General features: G+C 75.0%; 16 protein-coding genes. 11 read left to right on the forward strand and 5 right to left on the reverse strand.

Annotation, left to right across the window (positions count from 1 at the left end; translation table 11 throughout):
- The first annotated feature begins 12 nt into the window (after positions 1-12).
- Positions 13-882 carry a hypothetical protein gene (locus tag OG989_RS15420; protein WP_327030883.1) on the forward strand — a complete coding sequence of 290 codons (870 nt, stop codon included), beginning with the start codon at positions 13-15 and terminating at the stop codon, positions 880-882.
- A gap of 163 nt (positions 883-1,045) precedes the next feature.
- Here OG989_RS15420 and OG989_RS15425 read toward each other — a convergent pair whose 3' ends face one another.
- Entirely contained in the window at positions 1,046-1,546 is a 501-nt protein-coding gene (locus OG989_RS15425) for a DUF3093 domain-containing protein (protein ID WP_327031172.1), read from the reverse strand.
- A 90-nt stretch (positions 1,547-1,636) separates the two neighbouring features.
- On the opposite strand from OG989_RS15425, the gene dut reads away from it, so the two are divergent.
- The 4 genes from dut (at position 1,637) to OG989_RS15445 (ending at position 4,132) form a co-directional block, all read left to right on the forward strand.
- Complete coding sequence (dut, locus tag OG989_RS15430) at positions 1,637-2,215, forward strand: dUTP diphosphatase (RefSeq protein WP_327030884.1); 579 nt, start codon at positions 1,637-1,639, stop codon at positions 2,213-2,215.
- Between the two features lie 25 nt (positions 2,216-2,240).
- Positions 2,241-2,909, forward strand: a complete 669-nt coding sequence (locus OG989_RS15435) for a DUF3710 domain-containing protein (protein WP_151452451.1) — start codon at positions 2,241-2,243, stop codon at positions 2,907-2,909.
- Between the two features lie 127 nt (positions 2,910-3,036).
- Positions 3,037-3,417, forward strand: a complete 381-nt coding sequence (locus OG989_RS15440; RefSeq protein WP_151452452.1) for an OB-fold nucleic acid binding domain-containing protein — start codon at positions 3,037-3,039, stop codon at positions 3,415-3,417.
- Between the two features lie 31 nt (positions 3,418-3,448).
- Positions 3,449-4,132, forward strand: coding sequence for a DUF3159 domain-containing protein (locus OG989_RS15445; protein ID WP_151452453.1), 684 nt, complete (start codon positions 3,449-3,451; stop codon positions 4,130-4,132).
- 10 nt (positions 4,133-4,142) lie between these two features.
- Here the strand turns inward: OG989_RS15445 and OG989_RS15450 are convergent, their stop codons facing one another.
- Both OG989_RS15450 and OG989_RS15455 read right to left on the reverse strand, forming a co-directional pair.
- Positions 4,143-4,832: a potassium channel family protein gene (locus tag OG989_RS15450; protein ID WP_327031173.1), complete on the reverse strand. Its 690-nt coding sequence runs from the start codon at positions 4,830-4,832 to the stop codon at positions 4,143-4,145.
- Between the two features lie 2 nt (positions 4,833-4,834).
- Positions 4,835-5,500: a potassium channel family protein gene (locus OG989_RS15455; RefSeq protein WP_151452454.1), complete on the reverse strand. Its 666-nt coding sequence runs from the start codon at positions 5,498-5,500 to the stop codon at positions 4,835-4,837.
- A gap of 161 nt (positions 5,501-5,661) precedes the next feature.
- On the opposite strand from OG989_RS15455, the gene OG989_RS15460 reads away from it, so the two are divergent.
- The 4 genes from OG989_RS15460 (at position 5,662) to dxs (ending at position 12,248) form a co-directional block, all read left to right on the forward strand.
- Positions 5,662-7,737, forward strand: coding sequence for an APC family permease (locus OG989_RS15460; protein ID WP_151452455.1), 2,076 nt, complete (start codon positions 5,662-5,664; stop codon positions 7,735-7,737).
- Positions 7,734-8,987 carry a class I SAM-dependent RNA methyltransferase gene (locus tag OG989_RS15465; protein WP_327030885.1) on the forward strand — a complete coding sequence of 418 codons (1,254 nt, stop codon included), beginning with the start codon at positions 7,734-7,736 and terminating at the stop codon, positions 8,985-8,987. The genes OG989_RS15460 and OG989_RS15465 overlap by 4 nt, the downstream gene beginning before the upstream one ends.
- A 9-nt stretch (positions 8,988-8,996) precedes the next feature.
- The gene (locus OG989_RS15470) at positions 8,997-10,166 is read left to right on the forward strand and encodes an anhydro-N-acetylmuramic acid kinase (RefSeq protein WP_151452457.1); all 1,170 of its coding nucleotides are present in this window, start codon (positions 8,997-8,999) and stop codon (positions 10,164-10,166) included.
- A gap of 129 nt (positions 10,167-10,295) precedes the next feature.
- Positions 10,296-12,248 carry a 1-deoxy-D-xylulose-5-phosphate synthase gene (gene dxs / locus OG989_RS15475; RefSeq protein WP_327030886.1) on the forward strand — a complete coding sequence of 651 codons (1,953 nt, stop codon included), beginning with the start codon at positions 10,296-10,298 and terminating at the stop codon, positions 12,246-12,248.
- 88 nt (positions 12,249-12,336) lie between these two features.
- Here the strand turns inward: dxs and OG989_RS15480 are convergent, their stop codons facing one another.
- A complete protein-coding gene (locus OG989_RS15480; RefSeq protein WP_151452459.1) occupies positions 12,337-13,530 on the reverse strand; it encodes a hypothetical protein in 1,194 nt (397 codons plus the stop codon).
- A gap of 189 nt (positions 13,531-13,719) precedes the next feature.
- Here OG989_RS15480 and OG989_RS15485 point away from each other — a divergent pair, with 189 nt between their 5' ends.
- Both OG989_RS15485 and OG989_RS15490 read left to right on the forward strand, forming a co-directional pair.
- Positions 13,720-15,690, forward strand: coding sequence for a hypothetical protein (locus tag OG989_RS15485; protein WP_327030887.1), 1,971 nt, complete (start codon positions 13,720-13,722; stop codon positions 15,688-15,690).
- On the forward strand, positions 15,690-17,507 hold the full coding sequence (locus OG989_RS15490) for a hypothetical protein (protein WP_327030888.1): 1,818 nt from the start codon (positions 15,690-15,692) through the stop codon (positions 17,505-17,507). The genes OG989_RS15485 and OG989_RS15490 overlap by 1 nt, the downstream gene beginning before the upstream one ends.
- 57 nt (positions 17,508-17,564) lie before the next feature.
- On the opposite strand, the gene OG989_RS15495 is transcribed toward OG989_RS15490, so the two are convergent.
- A complete protein-coding gene (locus OG989_RS15495; RefSeq protein ID WP_151452461.1) occupies positions 17,565-19,433 on the reverse strand; it encodes a glycosyltransferase family 87 protein in 1,869 nt (622 codons plus the stop codon).
- Between the last annotated feature and the right edge of the window lie 105 nt (positions 19,434-19,538).

Below are 19,538 nucleotides of genomic sequence, written 5' to 3' on the forward strand. Positions count from 1 at the left end.
GGAGGTCGGACCATGAGCGAGCGGAGCGAGTCCGGCGGCACGCGTGGCGCGGACCAGGGCCGGGCCGACGGGGCGGACGCCCCCGTCGCGCGGGACGACCACGCCGACGCGGTGCCCGCGCGCGGCACGGACGAGCTGGGTGCCACCGTCGCGGCCCTGACCGCCGACGACGTCGAGCCGGCGCGCCGGCGGCAACTGCTCGGCCGGCTCGTCGGGCAGGCGCGGGCGCGTGGGCTGACCGACCTGTTCAAGCCGAAGAGCGCGGTGCGCTGGATGGTCGACACGGTCGCCGAGGTCGCCCCGCACGTGCCCGTACGCGACCTGGCCACCCTGCGCCGGCACTTCGACGGCCTGGACGGCGAGGCGTTGGCCGAGCGGCTGGTCCGCAACGCCGCGCGGACGACGGCCGGCATCGGCGCCGCCGGCGGGGGAGTGGCGGCGGTCGAGTGGGCGGTCGCCCCGACCCTGCTCTCCGCGCCGGTCCTGCTGGCCGCCGAGACGGTCGCCGTGGTGGCGGTCGAGCTGAAGCTGATCGGCGAACTGCACGAGGTCTACGGGGTCCCGGTGCCGAGCGGCGGCACCCAGCGGGCCGTCGCCCTGGTGCAGTCCTGGGCCGGCCAGCGGGGGATCAACCCGATGATGCCCGGTGTCGGGGTGGGCGCCGTGCTGGGCACCGCCGCGCGCAAGGAGCTTCGGGACACGCTGCTCAAGCGCTTCGGCCGCAACCTGACCACCCTCGGGCCCTTCCTCACCGGGGCGGCGGTGGCCAGCTACCTCAACCGCCGGGCCACCCGGACCATGGCGGACCAGCTCCGCAGCGACCTGCGTCGCCAGGCCAAGGCCCTGCCGGACGCCCCGCCGGCCCTCCCCGGCGCCCGCTGAGCGGGCAACCGGCACCGAGCACGGGCAGGGTCCCGAACGGCGCCGGACAGCGTCGGAGCGAACGGGCAGCGGCCGGACGGACGGACAGCGCCCGGGCAGCCGGGGCCCGAGCGGAGGGACCGGCGTCGGGCAGCGGGACGGCGCGACCGGGCGCCGGACGAACTCAGGTCCGGGCGGCGTCGCGGGCGGCGAGGAGCGCCTCGGCCAGCTCGACCGGGTGCCGGGTGCTGACCACCCAGAACGGGGTGGGGTCGGCCGGGTCGTCGAGGACCACCTGCACGGCGCCGGGGATCCACGGCCGCTGCACCACGAACGCCAGCGGGTCGGCGCCGACCCCGAGCACCTCACGCCGGCCGGCGGCGTCCAGCGGGACGACGTCGGCGACGAACCGGACCGGCAGCCGGGCGTCGTCCACCCGCAGCTCGTCGTCGCGTACGGCGATCCGGATCCGGCCCAGCCAGGCCAGGCCGGCGACGGTCGCCGGGAGCAGCACGACGAAGGGCAGCCAGGCGCGGACGCCGGGGGCGCCCATCCAGACCTCGAGGGCCAGCAGCGTGGCCGCAGCCAGGCCACCCAGCCACAGCCACCAGGGCAGACCGAGCCGCTCGGCGTGCTGCGGGGGCACCGCCGCGGGCGGCGCCGGGGACGGCGAGGATGGTGACAGGCTCACTCCTGCGAGGGTACGGCGCACGACGGGCGACGGAACCGGCAGGATGGCAGGGTCACCCCAGGAAACGGACGGAAGAGGAGAACCGTGACCGACGTCGTACCCGTGCCCGTACGGCAGCTCGACCCCGAGCTGCCGCTGCCGGCGTACGCCCATCCCGGCGATGCCGGCGCGGACCTGGTGGCCGCGACGGACGTCGAGTTGCCACCCGGCGGCCGGGCCCTGGTCCCGACCGGCGTGGCGATCGCGTTGCCCGAGGGGTACGTGGGCCTGGTCCACCCCCGTTCGGGGCTCGCCGCCAGACTCGGCGTGACGGTGCTCAACGCGCCCGGTACGGTCGACGCCGGCTACCGGGGTGAGATCCTGGTCAACCTGATCAACCATGATCGGGAGACACCGGCGAAGATCTCCCGTGGTGACCGCATCGCGCAGCTCGTCGTGCAGCGGGTGGCGCGGGCGGACTTCCGGCCGGTGGCCGAGCTGCCCGAGTCCCGGCGGGGGACCGGCGGCCACGGCTCCACGGGCGGCCACGCCGGCCTGGTGCCGTCCCCGGCGGACGGCGGGCAGGACGCGGCCCCGGCGGCGCCGGACGGACGGCGGTCGCCGGACGTGCGACGGGAAGAGCGGGACCGGGCAGGCGGCCGGACGGAAGAGGTGGCAGGGTGAGAGCGAACAGCGGAGGGTTGGCGCAGTGATCTTCTCCCGGAAGCGGGACAGTGCCGGACGGCACGCCCGTGACGAGCGGACGACCGAGGTCCTCGACTCGCACGAGGAGTCGACCCCGGCCCGCGGCCCGTACGACATCTCCGAGGCGCCCGAGGGGGTGCAGCGGCTCGACCTGGGCAGCCTGCACATCCCGGCGGTGCGGGATGTCGAGGTGCGGGTGCAGGCCGACCCGGAGGGCGTGATCCAGCAGGTCGTGCTCGTGCACGGTCCGAACGCGCTCCAGCTCGGCGTCTTCGCCGCGCCGCGCTCCGAGGGCATCTGGGACGAGGTGCGCGAGGAGATCCGCCAGTCGCTGTTCAACGACGGCGCGGCGGCCCAGGAGGTCCAGGGCGAGTACGGCACCGAGCTGCACGCCCGGGTGCGTACCCCGGACGGGCTGACCGCCCTGCGGTTCGTCGGCATCGACGGGCCGCGCTGGATGGTCCGCGGCGTCTACCAGGGCGAGGTGGCCACCGACCCGGCCGCCGCCGGCCCGCTGGCCGAGTGCCTCGACGGCCTGGTGGTCGACCGGGGCCAGGAGGCCAAGCCGGTGCGCGAGCCGCTGCCGCTGCGGCTGCCCCGCGAGGTGGCCGACCAGGCGGGCACCGAGGCACCGGCCGACGGCAACCCCGCGCCCGCGCCCCGCGAGGCCTGACCGACCGTCACGACGCACCGGGACCGGCCCCGTCGGCGTACGCTGGCGGGACGGTTCCGGCGTCGCCGGGGTCGTCCCGGGTGCCGGCGACGCGTCGGCCCAGCGTGGAGAGGGTGACGCGGAGGTCATGTCGACCGACGAGGGCCGGGGTCCGCTGCGCCGCATGCTGCGACGGCTGACGGCGAGCGAGGCGGAGATCGAGGCGCAGGAGCTGCGCCGGGAGAGCGCCGAGCACGGCGGTGTACCGGCCGGGCAGTGCATGCGGGGCCAGGTGGTCTCGGTGGCCGGTCGGCTGCGTACGGTCGTCTACACCCCGCGGACCAACCTGCCCACGCTGGAGGCGGACCTCTACGACGGCAGCGACGTGGTCACCCTGGTCTGGCTGGGCCGGCGGCACATCGCCGGGATCGAGCCCGGCCGGCACCTGACCGCGCGCGGCCGGGTGGCGGTGCGCGACGACCGCAAGGTCATCTACAACCCGTACTACGAGCTGGAACCGCCGAAGTGATCCGGTGGCCGCGGCGGACGGAAGGCGTGCGATGACGACGGGACAGCACCGGGCGGCACAGCCGGAGAGCGACCCGCAGGGCGAGGAGCCGCTGCCCACCCTCGCCGAGCAGATGGCCGACCAGCTCGGCGGCTGGCGGGGCCTGGTCGAGTCCAGCATCCCGGTGGTCGTCTTCGTGCTGGCCAACATCATCGGCGAGCTGCGGCCCGCCGTGATCGCCTCGGTGGCCGTGGCCCTCGCGATCGCCGGGCTCCGGCTGGCGCAGCGCCGCCCGGTCCGGCACGCGGTCAACGGGCTCTTCGGCGTCGCCGTCGGCGCCGCGATCGCCTGGCGCACCGGCGACGAACGCGACTTCTACCTTCCCGGCATCCTCTACGGCATCGGCTACGGACTGGCCCTGCTGCTCTCGGCGGCGCTCCGGCAGCCCCTCGTGGGGTGGATCTGGTCGGTGCTGGTGGCCAAGGGCCGCTCGGAGTGGCGCGACGATCCGCGCCTGGTACGCACCTTCACCGGGCTCACCGTGCTGTGGGGCGTGGTGTGGCTGGCCAAGGTGGGCGTGCAGGCGGGGCTCTACCTCGCCCACCAGGACACGGCGCTCGGCGTGGCGCGGCTGGTGCTGGGTTACCCGCCGTACGTGCTGCTGCTGCTGATCACGGTCTGGACGGTCCGCCGGGTCACCCGGGAGGCGGAGTCCGAGGCGCTGCCCGGCGGCTGAGACCGCCGCCTCAGCGCTGCTCGCGGGTGCGCTCGACGCTGTCCGCCCCGAGCATCACCGCGCGGACCGCGTCCTCGACCTCCGCCGTGCACACGAAGATCAGCTCGTCGCCGGCCTCCAACGGGTCGTCCGGCGTGGGCACCAGCACCCGCTTGCCGCGCAGGATCGCCACCAGCGCCGAGTCGCGGGGCAGGGGGACCGCGCGCAACGGCTCCCCGACGTACGGGGCGGTCGGCGGCAGGGTGATCTCCACCAGGTTCGCCTCGCCCTGCCGGAACGTCATCAGCCGGACCAGGTCGCCGACGGTGACCGCCTCCTCGACCAGGGCCGCCATCACCCGCGGCTTGCTCACCGCGACGTCGACGCCCCACTGCTCGGTGAAGAGCCACTCGTTCTCGGCCCGGTTGACCCGGGCCACCACCCGGGGCACCGCGAACTCGGTCTTGGCCAGCAGCGAGACCACCAGGTTGACCTTGTCGTCCCCGGTGGCCGCGACCACCACGTCGCAACCGGCGATGTCGGCCTCCTCCAGGCTGGCCAGCTCGCAGGCGTCGGCCAGCACCCAGTCGGCGGCCGGCACCCGGTCGGGGCGGAGCATCCTGGGCTGGCGCTCGATGAGCATCACCTGGTGGCCGTTGTCGATCAGCTCCTGCGCGATCGAGCGGCCCACGTTGCCCGCGCCGGCGATGGCGATGCGCATGCTCACAGCCCTCCTTCCGGCGGCGCCGCCGCCACCGACGTGACCGTCTCCGCGATGTCGTCGGTGACCAGCATGAAGAGCTGGTCGCCCTCCTGGACGACGCTGGAGCGGGTCGGCAGCGTGCCGATGCCGAAGCGGATCAGGTACGCCACCCGGGCCCCGGTCGCCCCCTCCAGGGCGCGTACCGGCCGGCTGACCCAGTCCTTGTGCACCGGCACCTCGATGATCGACACCGTGCTCGTCGGGTCGCGGAAGATCTCCACGTTCCCCTCCGGCACCAGGTGCCGCAGCATCCGTTCGGCGGTCCACCGGACGGTGGCCACGGTGGGGATGCCGAGCCGCTCGTAGACCTGCGCGCGGCGCTGGTCGTAGATCCGCGCCGCCACCCGGGACACGCCGAACGTCTCCCGGGCGAGCCGGGCCGAGATGATGTTGGAGTTGTCGCCGCTGGAGACGGCCGCGAAGGCGTCCGCCCGCTCGATGCCGGCCTGCCGCAGCACCTCCCCGTCGAAGCCGGCGCCGGTGACGGTGATCCCGGCGAAGTCCGGGCCGAGCCGGCGGAAGGCGTCGGCGTCGTGGTCGATGACCGCGACCGAGTGCCCCCGGGACTCCAGGCTGTAGGCGAGGGTCGAGCCGACCCGGCCACAACCCATGATCACGACATGCACCGCGTCCCTCCTCAAGGTGCGCCACACCGGCCGGTGAGCGTGCCGTCTGCGAGCCTGCCACGTTCCCGGCGCGAGTGCGGACCGACGGTACTCCGCCGGTCCGCCCCGCCGCGCTCGACCACCCCACGACGCCCACCCGGCTGGTCGTACGCTTGGCCGTTGTGGCCAGACCCACCTCGCTGCTGAAGCGGCTGCTCCTCGGTCGACCGTTCCGGTCCGACCGGCTCAAGCACACGCTTCTGCCCAAGCGCATCGCGCTGCCCGTGTTCGCGTCCGACGCGCTCTCCAGCGTCGCGTACGCGCCCGACGAGATCCTGCTGACCCTCTCCATCGCCGGCGCCTCGGCGTACTTCTTCTCGCCGTGGATCGCCCTGGCCGTCGTGGTGGTGATGCTCACCGTCGTGGCCAGCTACCGGCAGAACGTGCACGCCTACCCCTCGGGCGGCGGCGACTACGAGGTGGCCACGGTCAACCTCGGACCCCGGGCGGGGGTCGCGGTGGCCAGCGCGCTGCTGGTGGACTACGTGCTCACGGTCGCGGTCTCGGTCTCCTCCGGGGTGGCCAACCTGGGCTCGGTGGTGCCGTTCGTGGCCACCCACAAGGTGCTGATCGCGGTGACCGCGGTGGTGCTGCTCACCGCGGTGAACCTGCGCGGCCTGCGGGAGTCCGGCACGGCCTTCGCCATCCCCACCTACGGCTTCATCATCGTGATGGTCGGGATGCTGCTCACCGGCCTGGTCCGGGTGTTCGTGCTCGGCCACGACCTGCGCGCGCCCAGCGCCGGCCTGGAGATCCAGGCCGAGCACAGCGTCACCGGCTTCGCCCTGGTCTTCCTGCTGCTGCGCACCTTCTCCTCGGGCTGCGCGGCGCTGACCGGCGTGGAGGCGATCTCCAACGGGGTGCCGGCGTTCAAGGCCCCGAAGAGCCGCAACGCGGCCACCACGCTGCTGCTGCTCGGCACCATCTCGGTGGCGATGCTGGTCGGCATCATCTGGCTGTCCCGCCTCACCGGCCTCCAGTTCGTCGAGGACCCGCGGCTCCAGATCATCTCCGGCCCCGAGGGGTACGTGCAGAAGACCGTCACCACCCAGCTCGGGGAGACGGTCTTCGGCTCCGGCTCGGTGCTGCTCTTCGTGGTCGCCGGGGTCACCGCGCTGATCCTCTTCCTCGCCGCGAACACCGCGTTCAACGGCTTCCCGGTGCTCGGCTCGATCCTCGCCCAGGACCGCTACCTGCCCCGGCAGCTGCACACCCGCGGCGACCGGCTGGCCTTCTCCAACGGCATCGTCTTCCTGGCCGTCGCCGCGATCGTGCTGATCGTCGGCTTCCAGGCCGAGGTGACCAAGCTCATCCAGCTCTACATCGTGGGCGTCTTCGTCTCGTTCACGCTCTCCCAGGCCGGCATGATCCGGCACTGGAACCGGCACCTGAGGACCGCGCGGGACCCGCAGGCGCGCCGGCGGATGCTCCGCTCCCGGGCGATCAACACCTTCGGCATGGCGATGACCGGCGCGGTGCTGATCGTCGTGCTCGTCACCAAGTTCCTGCTCGGCGCGTGGATCGCCATCGCCGCGATGGCGATGATCTACGTGCTGATGCTGGGCATCCGCCGACACTACGACCGGGTCGCGGCGGAGCTGACCCCGCCGGACGAGGGCCGCGCCGTGCTGCCCGCCCGCAACCACGCCGTCGTGCTGGTCAGCAAGCTGCACAAGCCGACGCTGCGGGCGATCGCGTACGCCCGGGCCACCCGGCCGGACACGCTGACCGCGGTGACCGTCAACGTCGACGAGAAGGACACCCGGGAGTTGCAGGCGGAGTGGGAGCGGCGGGACCTGCCCGTCCCGCTGACCGTGGTCGACTCGCCGTACCGGGAGATCACCCGCCCGATCCTGAACTACGTGGCCGGCGTCCGCCGGGAGTCGCCGCGCGACGTGGTCACGGTCTTCATCCCGGAGTACGTGGTGGGGCGCTGGTGGGAGCACCTGCTGCACAACCAGAGCGCGCTGCGCCTGAAAGGCCGGCTGCTCTTCGAACCGGGGGTGATGGTGACCAGCGTGCCGTGGCAGCTCGCCTCGACCGCCGGCAAGGACCTGGACCGGCTGGACGCCACACTGAGCCGGGGGCCGGCACGCGGCCCCCGGGTCGCGCCGCGCGGCACCCTGCCGCCGAGCGTCCCGCCCGTCGTGTCCGCGCCGCCCGGCGAGAGCGGCCAGAGTGGTGGAGGTGAACGGTGAGGGCGCACGGTAACGACCGGGGGCTGGAGGAGGCCGAGCGGGTCGAGCTGACCGTGGGGGCGGTCGCGCCCGGCGGGCACTGCGTCGCGCGGGTGGACGGCCAGGTGGTCTTCGTCCGGCACGCGCTGCCCGGCGAGCGGGTGGTCGCCGAGGTCACCGAGGTGCACAAGGGGTTCGTCCGGGCCGACGCGGTGAGCGTGCTCGAGGCCGCCCCGGACCGGGTCGAGCAGCCCTGCCCGTACGCGAAGCCGGGCCGGTGCGGCGGGTGCGACCTGCAACACGTCGCCCCGGCCGCCCAGCTCGACTGGAAGGCGGCGGTGGTGCGCGAGCAGCTCACCCGCCTCGGCGGGCTCACCGACGCCGAGCTGGACGCCCTCGGCGTCCGGGTCGAGGCGCTGCCAGGCGGGCCGCTCGGCTGGCGCTCCCGGGTCCGCTACGCCGTCGACGGGGCCGGCCGGGCCGGCCTGCTCAAGCACCGCTCGCACGAGGTGGTCCCGATCGACCGCTGCCTGATCGCCCACCCGGCGATCCGCGAGCTGCCCGTGCTGGCCCCGACCGGGGCGCGCTGGCCGGACGCGGACGCGGTCGAGACCGTCGCCTCCACCGGCGGGGACGTGGCCGTGACCGCCGTCGCCGACGGGGCGCCCCGCACGGTGAGCGGCCCGGACCGGGTCCGCGAGGTGGCCACCGGCCGGGAGTGGACGCTGCCGGCGTCGTCGTTCTGGCAGGTCCACCCGGCCGCCGCCGACACCCTGGTCGACGCCGTGCTGGAGCTGGTCGACCCGCGCCCGGGGGAGCGGGCCTGGGACCTCTACGGCGGGGCGGGGCTCTTCGCCGCCGCGCTCGCCGGCCGGGTCGGCGACGCGGGCCGTGTCACCCTGGTCGAGTCGGCGGCGCAGGGCGTCGCCGCCGCCCGGGAGAACCTGCGCGACCTGCCCCGGGTGGAGGTCGTGCCGGCCCGGGTGGAGACCGCGCTGGCCCGCCGCCGGATCACCGGCCCGGTCGACGTGGTGGTGCTCGACCCGCCGCGCTCCGGCGCGGGCGCCCGGGTGGTGCGCGACATCGTGGCCGCCGGTCCCCGCGCGGTGGCGTACGTGGCCTGCGACCCGGCCGCCTTCGCCCGCGACGTGCGCACCTTCGCCGGGCTGGGCTGGCGGCTGACCGTGCTGCGCGGCTTCGACCTGTTCCCGATGACCCAGCACGTCGAGCTGGTCGGTCTGCTCCTGCCGCCCGACGGAGCCGCCCGCTAGCCTGACGCCATGAAGATCGTCGGACTGATGTCGGGGACCTCCTACGACGGGGTGGACGTGGCCGCCGCCGAGTTCACCCTCGACGGGGACACGCTGCGGCTGCGCCCGCTGGGGCACCGCGCCCTCGACTACGACGACGAACTGCGCGAAGCGATCGGCGCGCTGCTGCCGCCCGGGAGCACCACGATCGAGGCGGTCTGCCGGCTGGACAACCGCCTCGGCGAGGTCTTCGCCGAGGCGGCGGCCCTCGGCGTCGAGCTGGCCGGCGGCGCGGTCGACGCGGTGGTCTCGCCCGGGCAGACGGTCTTCCACTGGGTCGCCGACGGGCGCGCCCGGGGCACCCTGCAACTGGGCGCGGTGGCCCGGGTGGCCGCCCGGGTGGGCGTACCCGTGCTCAGCGACCTGCGCTCGGCGGACGTCGCGGCCGGCGGGCAGGGCGCGCCCCTGGTCCCGGCGTTCGACGCGCTGCTGCTCGACCCGGCAGACGGTGCGGCCCCACGCGCCGCGCTCAACCTGGGCGGCATCGCCAACCTCACGGTGCTCGCGCCGGGCGCGCCGGTGCTCGGGTACGACGTCGGGCCCGCCAACGCGCTGCTCGACGCGGCGGCCCGCCGCCTCCTCGGGCGGCCCTGCGATCTCGACGGCGCCCGCGCGGCGGCCGGTCGGGTGCACCCCGGGCTGCTCGACGCGCTGCTCGCCGAGCCGTACTACGCGGCGCCGCCGCCCAAGTCGACAGGCAAGGAGCTGTTCCACGCCGGCTACCTGGACGCCCGGCTGGCCGCCCTCGACGAGGCGGTGCCGGCCGACGACGTGCTCGCCACCCTGACCGAACTGACCGCCCGGGTGGTGGCCGCCGAGTGCGACCGGCACGGCGTGGCGGAGGTGGTGGCGGCCGGCGGCGGGGTGCGCAACCCCACCCTGACCGCCCGGCTGGCGGCCCTCGGGGCGGGGCGCTGGCGGCTGCGCACCACCGACGAGCTGGGGGTGCCCGCGCAGGCCAAGGAGGCCTACGCGTTCGCCCTGCTGGGCTGGCTCTCCTGGCACGGGCTGCCCGGCGCGCTGCCCTCGGTGACCGGCGCCGCCCGGGCCGCCGTGCTGGGCTCCTGGACCCCGTCCGGGCCGGCGTACCGGGGCACCCCGGCCGTCCCGGCGCCCCGGCGGCTGCGGATCGCGGCCTGACTCCCGCGGGCGCGCGCCCGGCCGCCCGCGATCCATCCGCAGGCTGACCAGGCGCTCAGCACCCCCGGTCGGTGGGCGGGCGTCCGGGCCAGCCTGCGGAGTGTCGGACGGCCGATAGACTCTTGCGTCATGAGCGTTGAAGAGGGCACGGTCCACCACACCGGGCTGCTGGCCACCGTCCGGGGTCCGCAGGACGTCAAGCGGATGTCCGCCGAGGAGTTGGACGTCCTCGCCGCCGAGATCCGTGACTTCCTGATCGCCAAGGTCTCGCGTACCGGCGGGCACGTCGGCCCCAACCTGGGCGTGGTCGAGCTGACCCTGGCCATGCACCGGGTCTTCGACTCGCCCCGCGACCGGTTCCTGTTCGACACCGGCCACCAGGCGTACGTGCACAAGATCGTGACCGGGCGGCAGGCCGGCTTCGACCGGCTGCGCCAGCGCGGCGGCCTCTCCGGCTACCCGAGCCAGGCCGAGAGCGAGCACGACCTGATCGAGAACTCGCACGCCTCCACCGCCCTGTCCTACGCCGACGGCCTGGCCAAGGCGTACGCGCTGCGGGGCGAGCAGCGCAGCGTGGTCGCCGTGGTCGGCGACGGCGCGCTCACCGGCGGCATGTGCTGGGAGGCGCTGAACAACATCGCCACCGCCCGCAACCCGCTGGTGATAGTGGTCAACGACAACGGCCGGTCCTACGCGCCGACCATCGGCGGCCTCGCCGACCACCTCTCCTCGCTGCGGCTCAATCCCGGCTACGAGAAGGTGCTCGACACCGTCAAGGAGGCACTCGGCTCGACGCCGCTGGTCGGCCGGCCGATGTACGAGGTGCTGCACGCCGTCAAGCGGGGCATCAAGGACGCCGTCGCCCCGCAGGCGATGTTCGAGGACCTCGGCATCAAGTACGTCGGCCCGGTCGACGGGCACGACGTGGCCGCGGTCGAGTCGGCGCTGCGCGCGGCGAAGAACTTCGGCGGCCCGGTGATCGTGCACGCCGTCACCCGTAAGGGCTACGGCTACCGCCCGGCCGAGGAGGACGAGGCCGACTGCCTGCACGGCCCCGGCAGCGCCTTCGACATCGAGACCGGCAAGCTGGTCGCCGCCCCGTCGGTGAAGTGGACGCACGTCTTCGCCGACGAGCTGGTCGCGATCGCCGACGAGCGGCCCGACGTGGTGGGCATCACCGCCGCGATGGCCGAGCCCACCGGCATAGCCAAGCTGGCCCGCAAGCACCCGAACCGGGTCTACGACGTGGGCATCGCCGAGCAGCACGCGGCCACCTCCGCCGCCGGCCTGGCCCTCGGCGGGCTGCACCCCGTGGTGGCGGTCTACGCGACCTTCCTCAACCGCGCCTTCGACCAGGTCCTGCTGGACGTGGCGATGCACCGGCTGCCGGTGACCTTCGTGCTGGACCGGGCCGGCATCACCGGCCCCGACGGGCCCAGCCACTACGGCATGTGGGACATGTCCGTCTTCGGGGTCGTGCCGGGCCTGCGGATCGCCGCGCCCCGCGACGCCGCCACCCTGCGCGAGGAGCTGCGCGAGGCTGTGGCCGTCGACGACGGCCCCACCATCGTCCGCTTCCCGACCGGCACCGTCGCCGCCGACCTGCCGGCCGTGCGCCGGGTCGGCACCGTCGACGTGCTGGCCGAGGCGGCGCGCAAGGACGTGCTGCTGGTGGCGGTCGGCTCCTTCGGCCACCTGGGCATGGAGGTGGCCACCCGGGTCGCCGGGCAGGGCTTCGGGGTGACCGTGGTCGACCCGCGCTGGGTCCGCCCGGTCCCGGCCGAGCTGGTCGAGCTGGCCGCCGGGCACCGCCTCGTGGTCACCGTCGAGGACGGCGTCCGGGTCGGTGGCGTGGGTGACGCCCTCGCCCAGGCGATGCGGGACGCCGACGTCCGGGTGCCGCTGAAGGACCTGGGCGTGCCAGCCGACTGGCACCCGCACGGCACCCGCGCGCAGATCCTCGCCGACCTCGGCCTGACCGCGCAGGACGTGGCCCGCGACGTCACCGGCTGGATCTCCCGGCTGGACGTCGAGCCGGTCGAGCCGGTGATCGCCGCCGACGACGCGACCGCACAGAACTGAGTTCCAGACCGCCGACGGCGGGTGCCCCGGGAGACCGGGTCACCCGCCGTCGGCGTCTCGCGTGCCGGTCAGCGGAGCCGACGCCGGGTCAGCGACCGCCGAGGGAGCGGTAGTGCGTCTTCTCCGCCTCGGCGAGGCTGAACGTCTCCGACCGGGTCGGCGCCGGCACCACGACCAGCCCCGGCCGGTCCACCAGCCGGGGCGTGTCCGGCGGCGTCGACAGCGAACTGTCGGCGGTCGGCCGCCAGCTCAGCACGGCCAGCGGCTGCCCCGGCACCGGCAGCGTGTACGTCTGCAACGGGTTGGAGCGGTCGGCGGGGGAGACCACCGGCGTGCCCCCGTCGGCGGGGCGGTAGACCACGGCGGTCATCGTGCCGTCGGCCGTCTCCCAGCTCAACTGCTCCAGCTCCGCCGGCTCCCCGCCGCCGAGGGCGACCTCGCCGAGGGTGCGTACGGTCAGCTTGGTCATCGGCCACGACGACGGGACCGAGCGCGGCGCGTCCCGGTCGCCGATGCGCCGGGGGACGCTGCCGAACGGGCCCTCCTCGCCGGCGAGCGCGCAGGTGTCCAGGCCCGTGAGGGCCCGCTTGCCGGAGCCGCTCTCGTCGCGGACGAGGGGGTAGCGCGGGTCGGTGGTGCCGGTGCCGAGGTCCAGCAGCCGGTCGGCGGCGCGGCCCCGGGGCAGCGCCTCGGTGGCCCTGAGCGTGGCGGTCACCGGCACCGCCCGGCAGGCCGGCACGGTCACCGGCTCGGTGAGGCCGTCGGTGTGCCGCAGGGCGCGGCCGTCCGGCCCGAGCAGCCGCTGCACCCGGCCCGACGTGAGGTAGCGCCGCCCGTCGGAGGTGTGCACGGGGAGCACGTCGGAGTAGACGAGGTAGCCGGGGTCGGTGTACTCGGCGGCGCGGGTGACCGCGTACCGGCCGTCCTCGGTGGTGACCTGGAGCAGCCAGGAGGCGCTCTCGCCGGGCACGTCCGCGGCGACCAGGGCCAGCGGCGCGCCGCCGACCTCGCCGGACCAGAGGATCCCGGACGTGGGCAGGTGCACCCGGTCGTCGGCCGGTGACCGCCAGTCGCGTACCGCCTCGGTCACCGCCGACCGGACGGCGGCGTCGCCCGCCAGGGTGCCGCGTGGCGGCCAGACCGTCAGGTCGCCGTCCAGGCTGTCGTAGCCGACCCGCAGGTCGCCCGGCTGCCGGTCGGCCACCGGCCCGCAGGCGGTCGCGGTGAGCAGCAGGGTCAGCAGTGCGGTGGCCGTGATGCCGCGCCGGCGGACTGGAGCCACCTGTACGCCCCCTCGATCGCCTCAGCCGTCGTTCAACGGAAAGCGCCATAGTACGAGATGTCGGATCACCGGGACGCGCCACCTCGCCCACCGTCCGTGCGCAGGTCGCGGGCGGTGGGCGACGCCGACCACAGAGGACACTGCCGTGGTTTCAGGGTGAATGTCCCGCTCGGGTAGACTCCGCCGACTGTGACGCCTGCCGAGACCCGCGCCGAATCCTGGTCGGAATCCGACGCCGCCGCGGCCCCCGCGTCCGAACCCGTGGCGCCGCCCGTGGGCGGCGCCGGTGACCGTACGCCGGACGGGGCCGCCCGCGCCGACGAGGCCGACGCCCCCGGCGCGGCCGTGGCCACCACCGAAGCGACCGACGCCGCCGCCCCCTCCGGTGAGGCCCGCGGGGCGGACGGCGCGGCCCGGCCCCGGCGGTGGACCCGGCGTCGGCAGGACCTCACGGTCTTCGGCCTGTTCCTGCTCGCCGCGGTGTGGGTCACCAGCCAGATCTGGGTGGACCCGGCCGGCCGGGTGGCCTCGCTCTACAGCAGCGACCCGGCCCAGGTGCAGTTCTTCCTCGCCCACTCGGTACGCGTGGTGCTGCACGGCGAGTTCCCGTTCTTCACCGAGCAGTTCAACTACCCCGACGGGGTCAACCTGATGGCCAACACGGCCATCCTCGCGCTGGGCATCCCGATGGTGCCGGTGACGCTGCTCTTCGGGCCGGCCGTGACCTTCGTGGTGCTGGTCACGCTCGCGCTCGCCGGCACGGCCTCGGCCTGGTACTTCGTGCTCTCCCGGCACGTCGTGCGCAGCCCGCTGGCGGCGGCCGTCGGCGGCTGGTTCTGCGGGTTCTCGCCGGCGATGCTGTCGCACGCCAACTGGCACCCCAACATCATCTCGCAGTTCCTGCTGCCGTTCATCGTCTGGCGGGTGCTGGTCATCACCCGGTCCCGACGGCCGTGGCGCGACGGCGTGCTGCTCGCCCTGATGGTCACCGCCCAGGCGTTCATCAACGAGGAGATCCTGCTCTTCACGGCGCTCGCCTGCGGGGTGTTCCTGCTCGCCGTGCTCGCCCAGCGGCCCGGGCTCTGGTCGGCGGCGTGGCGGCCGCTGGCCAAGGCCCTCGCGATCTGCACCGTGCTCGCCGGGTCGCTGCTGGCGTACCCGCTCTACGTCCAGTTCGCCGGGCCGATGGCGTACCACGGCCTGAGCGACGCGGTCCGCGACTACGGCAACGACATCGCGGCCTTCTTCGCGCCCGGCTCGCCGACGATCGGCGGCGACGAGCGCGCCAACGTCAACCTCGCGCCGAACTACTCGGAGGAGAACGCCTTCTTCGGTTGGAGCCTCGCCCTGATCGCCATCGGCATCGTGGCCTGGCTGCGCCGGGAGATGCTGGTCCGGGCGCTCGCCGCGACCGGGGCGTTCTTCGCGGTGCTCTCCCTCGGCGAGCGGGTGTCCTGGTGGCACCGGGAGCTGTTCACCGGGCCCTGGGAGTGGCTGGTCCGGCTGCCGCTGCTCGACGCGGTGGTGCCCACCCGCTTCGGCCTGATCACCAGCGTGGTGGTGGGCATCCTGCTGGCGCTCGCCGTCGAGCGCTCCCGGACGCTGCCGGTCGAGCGGCGGACGCTGCGTACGCTCACCGTGGCCGGGCTCGTCCTGGCGCTGCTGCCGATCGCGCCGATGCCGCTGAAGGTGACCTCCCGCCCGCCCGTACCGGACTTCATCACCGCCGACCGGTGGCGCGGCTACGTCGGTGAGGACCAGACGCTGGTGCCGATCCCGGTGCCGAACATGGGGCACACCCACGGCATGCGCTGGGCCGCCTCCACCAACCTCGACTTCAAGATCCCCGGCGGCTACTTCCTGGCGCCGCGCAACGGCAACACCGGCGACCCCGGCCGCTTCGGCGGCCGGCCCAGCGGCGTCGGGCGGCTGCTGGAGGAGGTCGCCTCGACCGGCCGCATCCCGAAGCTGGACGACCGGCAGCGCCGCCGCTCGCTCGACGAGCTGCGGCACTGGCGGGCGGCCGTCCTGGTGCTCCCGGTCGGCCAGCACCACTCCGAGCAGCTGCGGCGCACCGTCGAGCAGCTGGTCGGTCCCGGCCGCCGGGAGCTGGACGTCTGGGTCTGGGACGTCCGGGCGCTGACCGACCAGCCGACCTGATGACCGCCCCGGCGGCGACCGGCACCGCCGGGGCGGCACCCGCCCGGCGGTCCCGCCGGCTGCCGGTGCGCGCGCCGGACGCGCTGGTCGTCGCCGGCTACCTCGCCCTGGCGGTGCTGCTGACCCTCGGCCAGTGGGGTCGCCCGGGGCGGCTGTTCCACCAGGCGGGGGACCAGGTCCTCTTCGAGTGGATGCTGGCCCGCGCGGCCCGGGCGGTGACGGGCCTGGAGAACCCGCTGTACAGCGGGGAGCTGAACGCCCCGGACGGGGTGAACCTGATGGCCAACACCTCGGTGCTGGGCCTGGGCGTGCCGCTGACCCCGGTCACCCTGCTCTTCGGCTCGCAGGTCGCGTTCCTGGTGGCCGTGGTCTGCTGCCTGGCCGGCACCGCGACCGCCTGGTACGCGCTGCTGCGCCGCCGGCTCGTCGACTCCCGGGCGGCGGCGGCGGTCGGCGGGCTCTTCTGCGGCTTCGCCCCCGGCATGGTCGCGCAGGCCGGGGCGCACCTGCACATGGCGGCGCAGTTCCTGGTGCCGGTGATCCTGGCGCTGGTGTTCCACCCGGACCCGCGCCGGGTGTGGCGGCACGGGACGCTGCTCGGGCTGCTGGTGGCGTACCAGGTCTTCCTCGGCGAGGAGGTGCTGGTCTTCCTGGTGCTCGCCGCCGGGACGTTCGCGCTGGCGTACGCGGTGGCCGACCGGGAGAGCGCGCGTCGGCGGGCCCCGGCGCTGCTCGGCCGCCTCGCGGTCGGGGTGGCGGTGGCGCTGCCGCTGCTGGCGTACCCGCTGTGGTTCCAGTTCTTCGGTCCGGGCCACTACCGGGGGATGCCCTTCCACGCGTACGGCTACCAGCTCGACGCCGCGTCGTTCACCGCCTCGGCGCGGCAGACGGTGCTCGGCGACGACCACCTGCCCGGCCTGCTCGCGCCGAACCCCACCGAGGAGAACTCCTTCTTCGGCCCGGGGCTGCTGGTGCTCGCCGTGGTGATCGTGATCTGGCTGTGGCGCCGGCCGCTGGTCCGCGCGCTGGCCGCCTGCGGGCTGCTCTTCGCGCTGCTCTCGCTGGGCGAGCAGGTCCGCCTGGACGGCACGTCCACCGGCATCCCCGGGCCGTACCGGCTGGTCGCCGAGCTGCCGCTGCTCGACCACGCGGTGCCGGCGCGCTTCCCGCTGGTCTGCGTCCCGGTGCTGGGCATCCTGCTCGCCCTCTCCCTGGACCGGCTGCGCCCTGCGGCCGGGGCCGACCGGCTGCGCCCCGAGGACGGGGCCGAGGCCCGGGTGGGCGCCGTGCCGGTGCGGCTGCTCTGGGGCGGGGCGGTGGCCGCCGCGCTGCTGCCGCTGATCCCCACCCCGATCCGGACCGTGCCGGCCTGGCCCGTGCCGGCGTTCGTGGCCGAGGGCGGCTGGCGGGCCCACGTCCCGCCGGGCCGGACCCTCGTCCCGGTGCCGCCGGTGACCGGTGCGGGGCTCAGCCCGGCGATGCTCTGGTCGGCCCGCACCGGGCTGGCCTTCCCGGCCCCGGGCGGCTACTTCATCGGCCCCCGGGGCGCCGACGACCCGGCCGCCCGGTGGGGCGCCCCGGACCGCCCCACCGCCGAGCTGCTGCGCCGGGTGGCCGAGACCGGCGAGGTGCCGGTGGTCACCGACGAGCACCGCCGGCAGGCGGTCGAGGACCTGCGGCACTGGCGCGCCGCGCTGGTGGTGCAGGGCGGACTGCACCACGGCGACCCGGTGCGCCGTACGCTCGACGCGCTGCTCGGGCCCGGCCGGGAGGTGGCCGGCGCCCACGTCTGGGACGTCCGCCCGGTGGTGGGCTGACGGCTCAGCCCCGCCGCCGGTCGCCCGGCGGCCGGCTGAGCCTCGACGGTCGCCGGCTCACCCGACGAGCGGCCGGACGTCCCAGAGCCACACGTCGTCGACGCGCTGGGGCGGGCCGATCAGCGCGGTCATCAGCTCGCGCAGGACCGCCTCCCGGGGATGCGCGCCGAGGACCACCACGGACGCCCGCCAGAAGCGCAGGTCCTCGACGGCCTGGCGGCGGTTCTCGTCGGTCAGCGCGGGGACGGCGTTCTTGTCCATGGTGGAGTAGATCAGGGTGCTGGTCGGACGGTTGGGCGCGCCGAAGACGCCCTCGCCCAGCTCGTTCGGCCCGATGAAGTAGCCGCCCGGGATCGGGAACGCGTGCTGCGTCAGCGCGCTCCAGCGCAGCGTGGGCAGGCCGTGCACGTTGCTCGGGATCGGTACCGGCACCAGGGTCCGGCCCTCCGGCACGTACGGGCGCCAGCCGCCGGCGGTGATGAAGTGCGGCGGCGGGTCGACGGGCTCCGCGGGCAGCGGACGCGGGAACAGCGGCAGCACGGCGAGCGCGACGGCCGCGTACCCGACCGGCCGGAGCCAGCGGCGGCGCGACCCGGCGTCGGCACCGGCCGCGCGGTCGTCGCCGTCGGAGCCGGCGCGGGGGGCCGGCACCGGCGGGCGGCCGCTGCCGGCGACGGTGTCCCAGGCCAGGGCGAGCAGCACGCCGAGCGCCGCCGCCACGACCAGGGCCAGCCGGGTCGGCATCATCATCTCGACCAGCGGCAGGTCGTCGGAGACGTAGGCCCACGGGCCGTCCGTCTCCGTCTCCACCCCGTTGATCCGCACCTTCGGGCCGATCGAGGCCACCGTGAAGACCACCACCAGCACCGCGAGGATCCGGGCGGCGAGCGAGCGGCGGACCAGCAGCACCAGCGCCACCAGCGACAGCAGCACCAGCGGCCAGCCGAACCAGGTGTTCTGCTCGGTCAGGCCGATGGTCTTCTCCACCGCCTCGTCGCCGGCCACGGTGTCGCGGGCGAAGGTGACGAAGGCGGCCAGGTCCTCGCCCCAGTTGTGGAACACCCCGCCCTGCAACCCCCGGTAGGACTGCGGGCCGTTGAACTGGAACCAGATCGGGTAGGCCGTCAGGAGCAGCGCCAGAGCGCCGCCCACGCCGAGCGCGGCGGCGAAGGTGCCGGCCACCGCCCGCGTCCGCGCCGGCCGCATGATCGCGTACGCGACCACGACGACCAGGCACGCCAGCGCGGTGAGCAGCAGCATCTCCTCGTTGATGAAGATCTGGTACGCCACCAGCAGGCCGAGCACGATCCCGTTGCGCCGCCACCGGCCGGGCTCGCCGAGCCGGAGCACCCGCACCACGATCAGCGGCAGCAGGAAGTTCGAGACGAAGTTGGGCTGGCCGTTGGCGTGGTGCACGATGCCCGGCGCGAAACCCAGGAACGCGCCGCCGACGAAGGCCGCCGCGCGCGAGCGCACCAGGTGCCGCGACAGCATCCAGTACGACGTGCCGGCGGTCGCGGCCAGCGCGCCGCCCAGGTAGAGCGCGTACATGACCTGCGGGCCGAGGAGCATGGTCAGCGGCGCCAGTGGCAGCGTCACCCCGAGCAGCGAGGTGTTCGCCATCATGTTCACCCCGTCCGGGGCGTTCTGCCGCTCGGTGAACAGCGGGTTCTCCAGGTGCCGCACCGAGTACGCGCCGTGCGAGAAGAGCCACTCGAACCAACTGTGGTCGGTGGGCAGGTGCGACGACACCCGGTTCTGCACGTCGACCCAGTAGTTCAGGCACACGAAAACGCCGAGCAGGACATAGGCTCCGATGGCCAGTACGTCGGCGCGGGAGGGCCTGCGCCGGGGCCGGCGCGTCGGCTCGGCCGCGACGGGCTCGGAGACGGAGTTCAGCGAGGGGTCTACCACCGGCACAGCCACGACGCGCCATCGTACAGGCGCTCCGGCGTCGCTTTTGCCGGGCCGGTGCCCCCACGGCCGATTTGCCGGTCCGCCGGAGGCCACGGTGTGACGGGGAGGACGCCA

It is taken from the genome of Micromonospora sp. NBC_01740, assembly GCF_035920365.1.
GTDB lineage: Bacteria > Actinomycetota > Actinomycetes > Mycobacteriales > Micromonosporaceae > Micromonospora > Micromonospora reichwaldensis.

What these genes read in the sequence shown, in the direction of transcription:
- dxs (WP_327030886.1), top strand. Translation starts at nt 10,296, where the DNA reads ATGAGCGTTGAAGAGGGCACGGTCCACCACACCGGGCTGCTGGCCACC.
- OG989_RS15450 (WP_327031173.1), bottom strand. Translation starts at nt 4,832, where the DNA reads ATGCGCATCGCCATCGCCGGCGCGGGCAACGTGGGCCGCTCGATCGCG.
- OG989_RS15490 (WP_327030888.1), top strand. Translation starts at nt 15,690, where the DNA reads ATGACCGCCCCGGCGGCGACCGGCACCGCCGGGGCGGCACCCGCCCGG.
- OG989_RS15420 (WP_327030883.1), top strand. Translation starts at nt 13, where the DNA reads ATGAGCGAGCGGAGCGAGTCCGGCGGCACGCGTGGCGCGGACCAGGGC.
- OG989_RS15470 (WP_151452457.1), top strand. Translation starts at nt 8,997, where the DNA reads ATGAAGATCGTCGGACTGATGTCGGGGACCTCCTACGACGGGGTGGAC.
- OG989_RS15440 (WP_151452452.1), top strand. Translation starts at nt 3,037, where the DNA reads ATGTCGACCGACGAGGGCCGGGGTCCGCTGCGCCGCATGCTGCGACGG.
- OG989_RS15445 (WP_151452453.1), top strand. Translation starts at nt 3,449, where the DNA reads ATGACGACGGGACAGCACCGGGCGGCACAGCCGGAGAGCGACCCGCAG.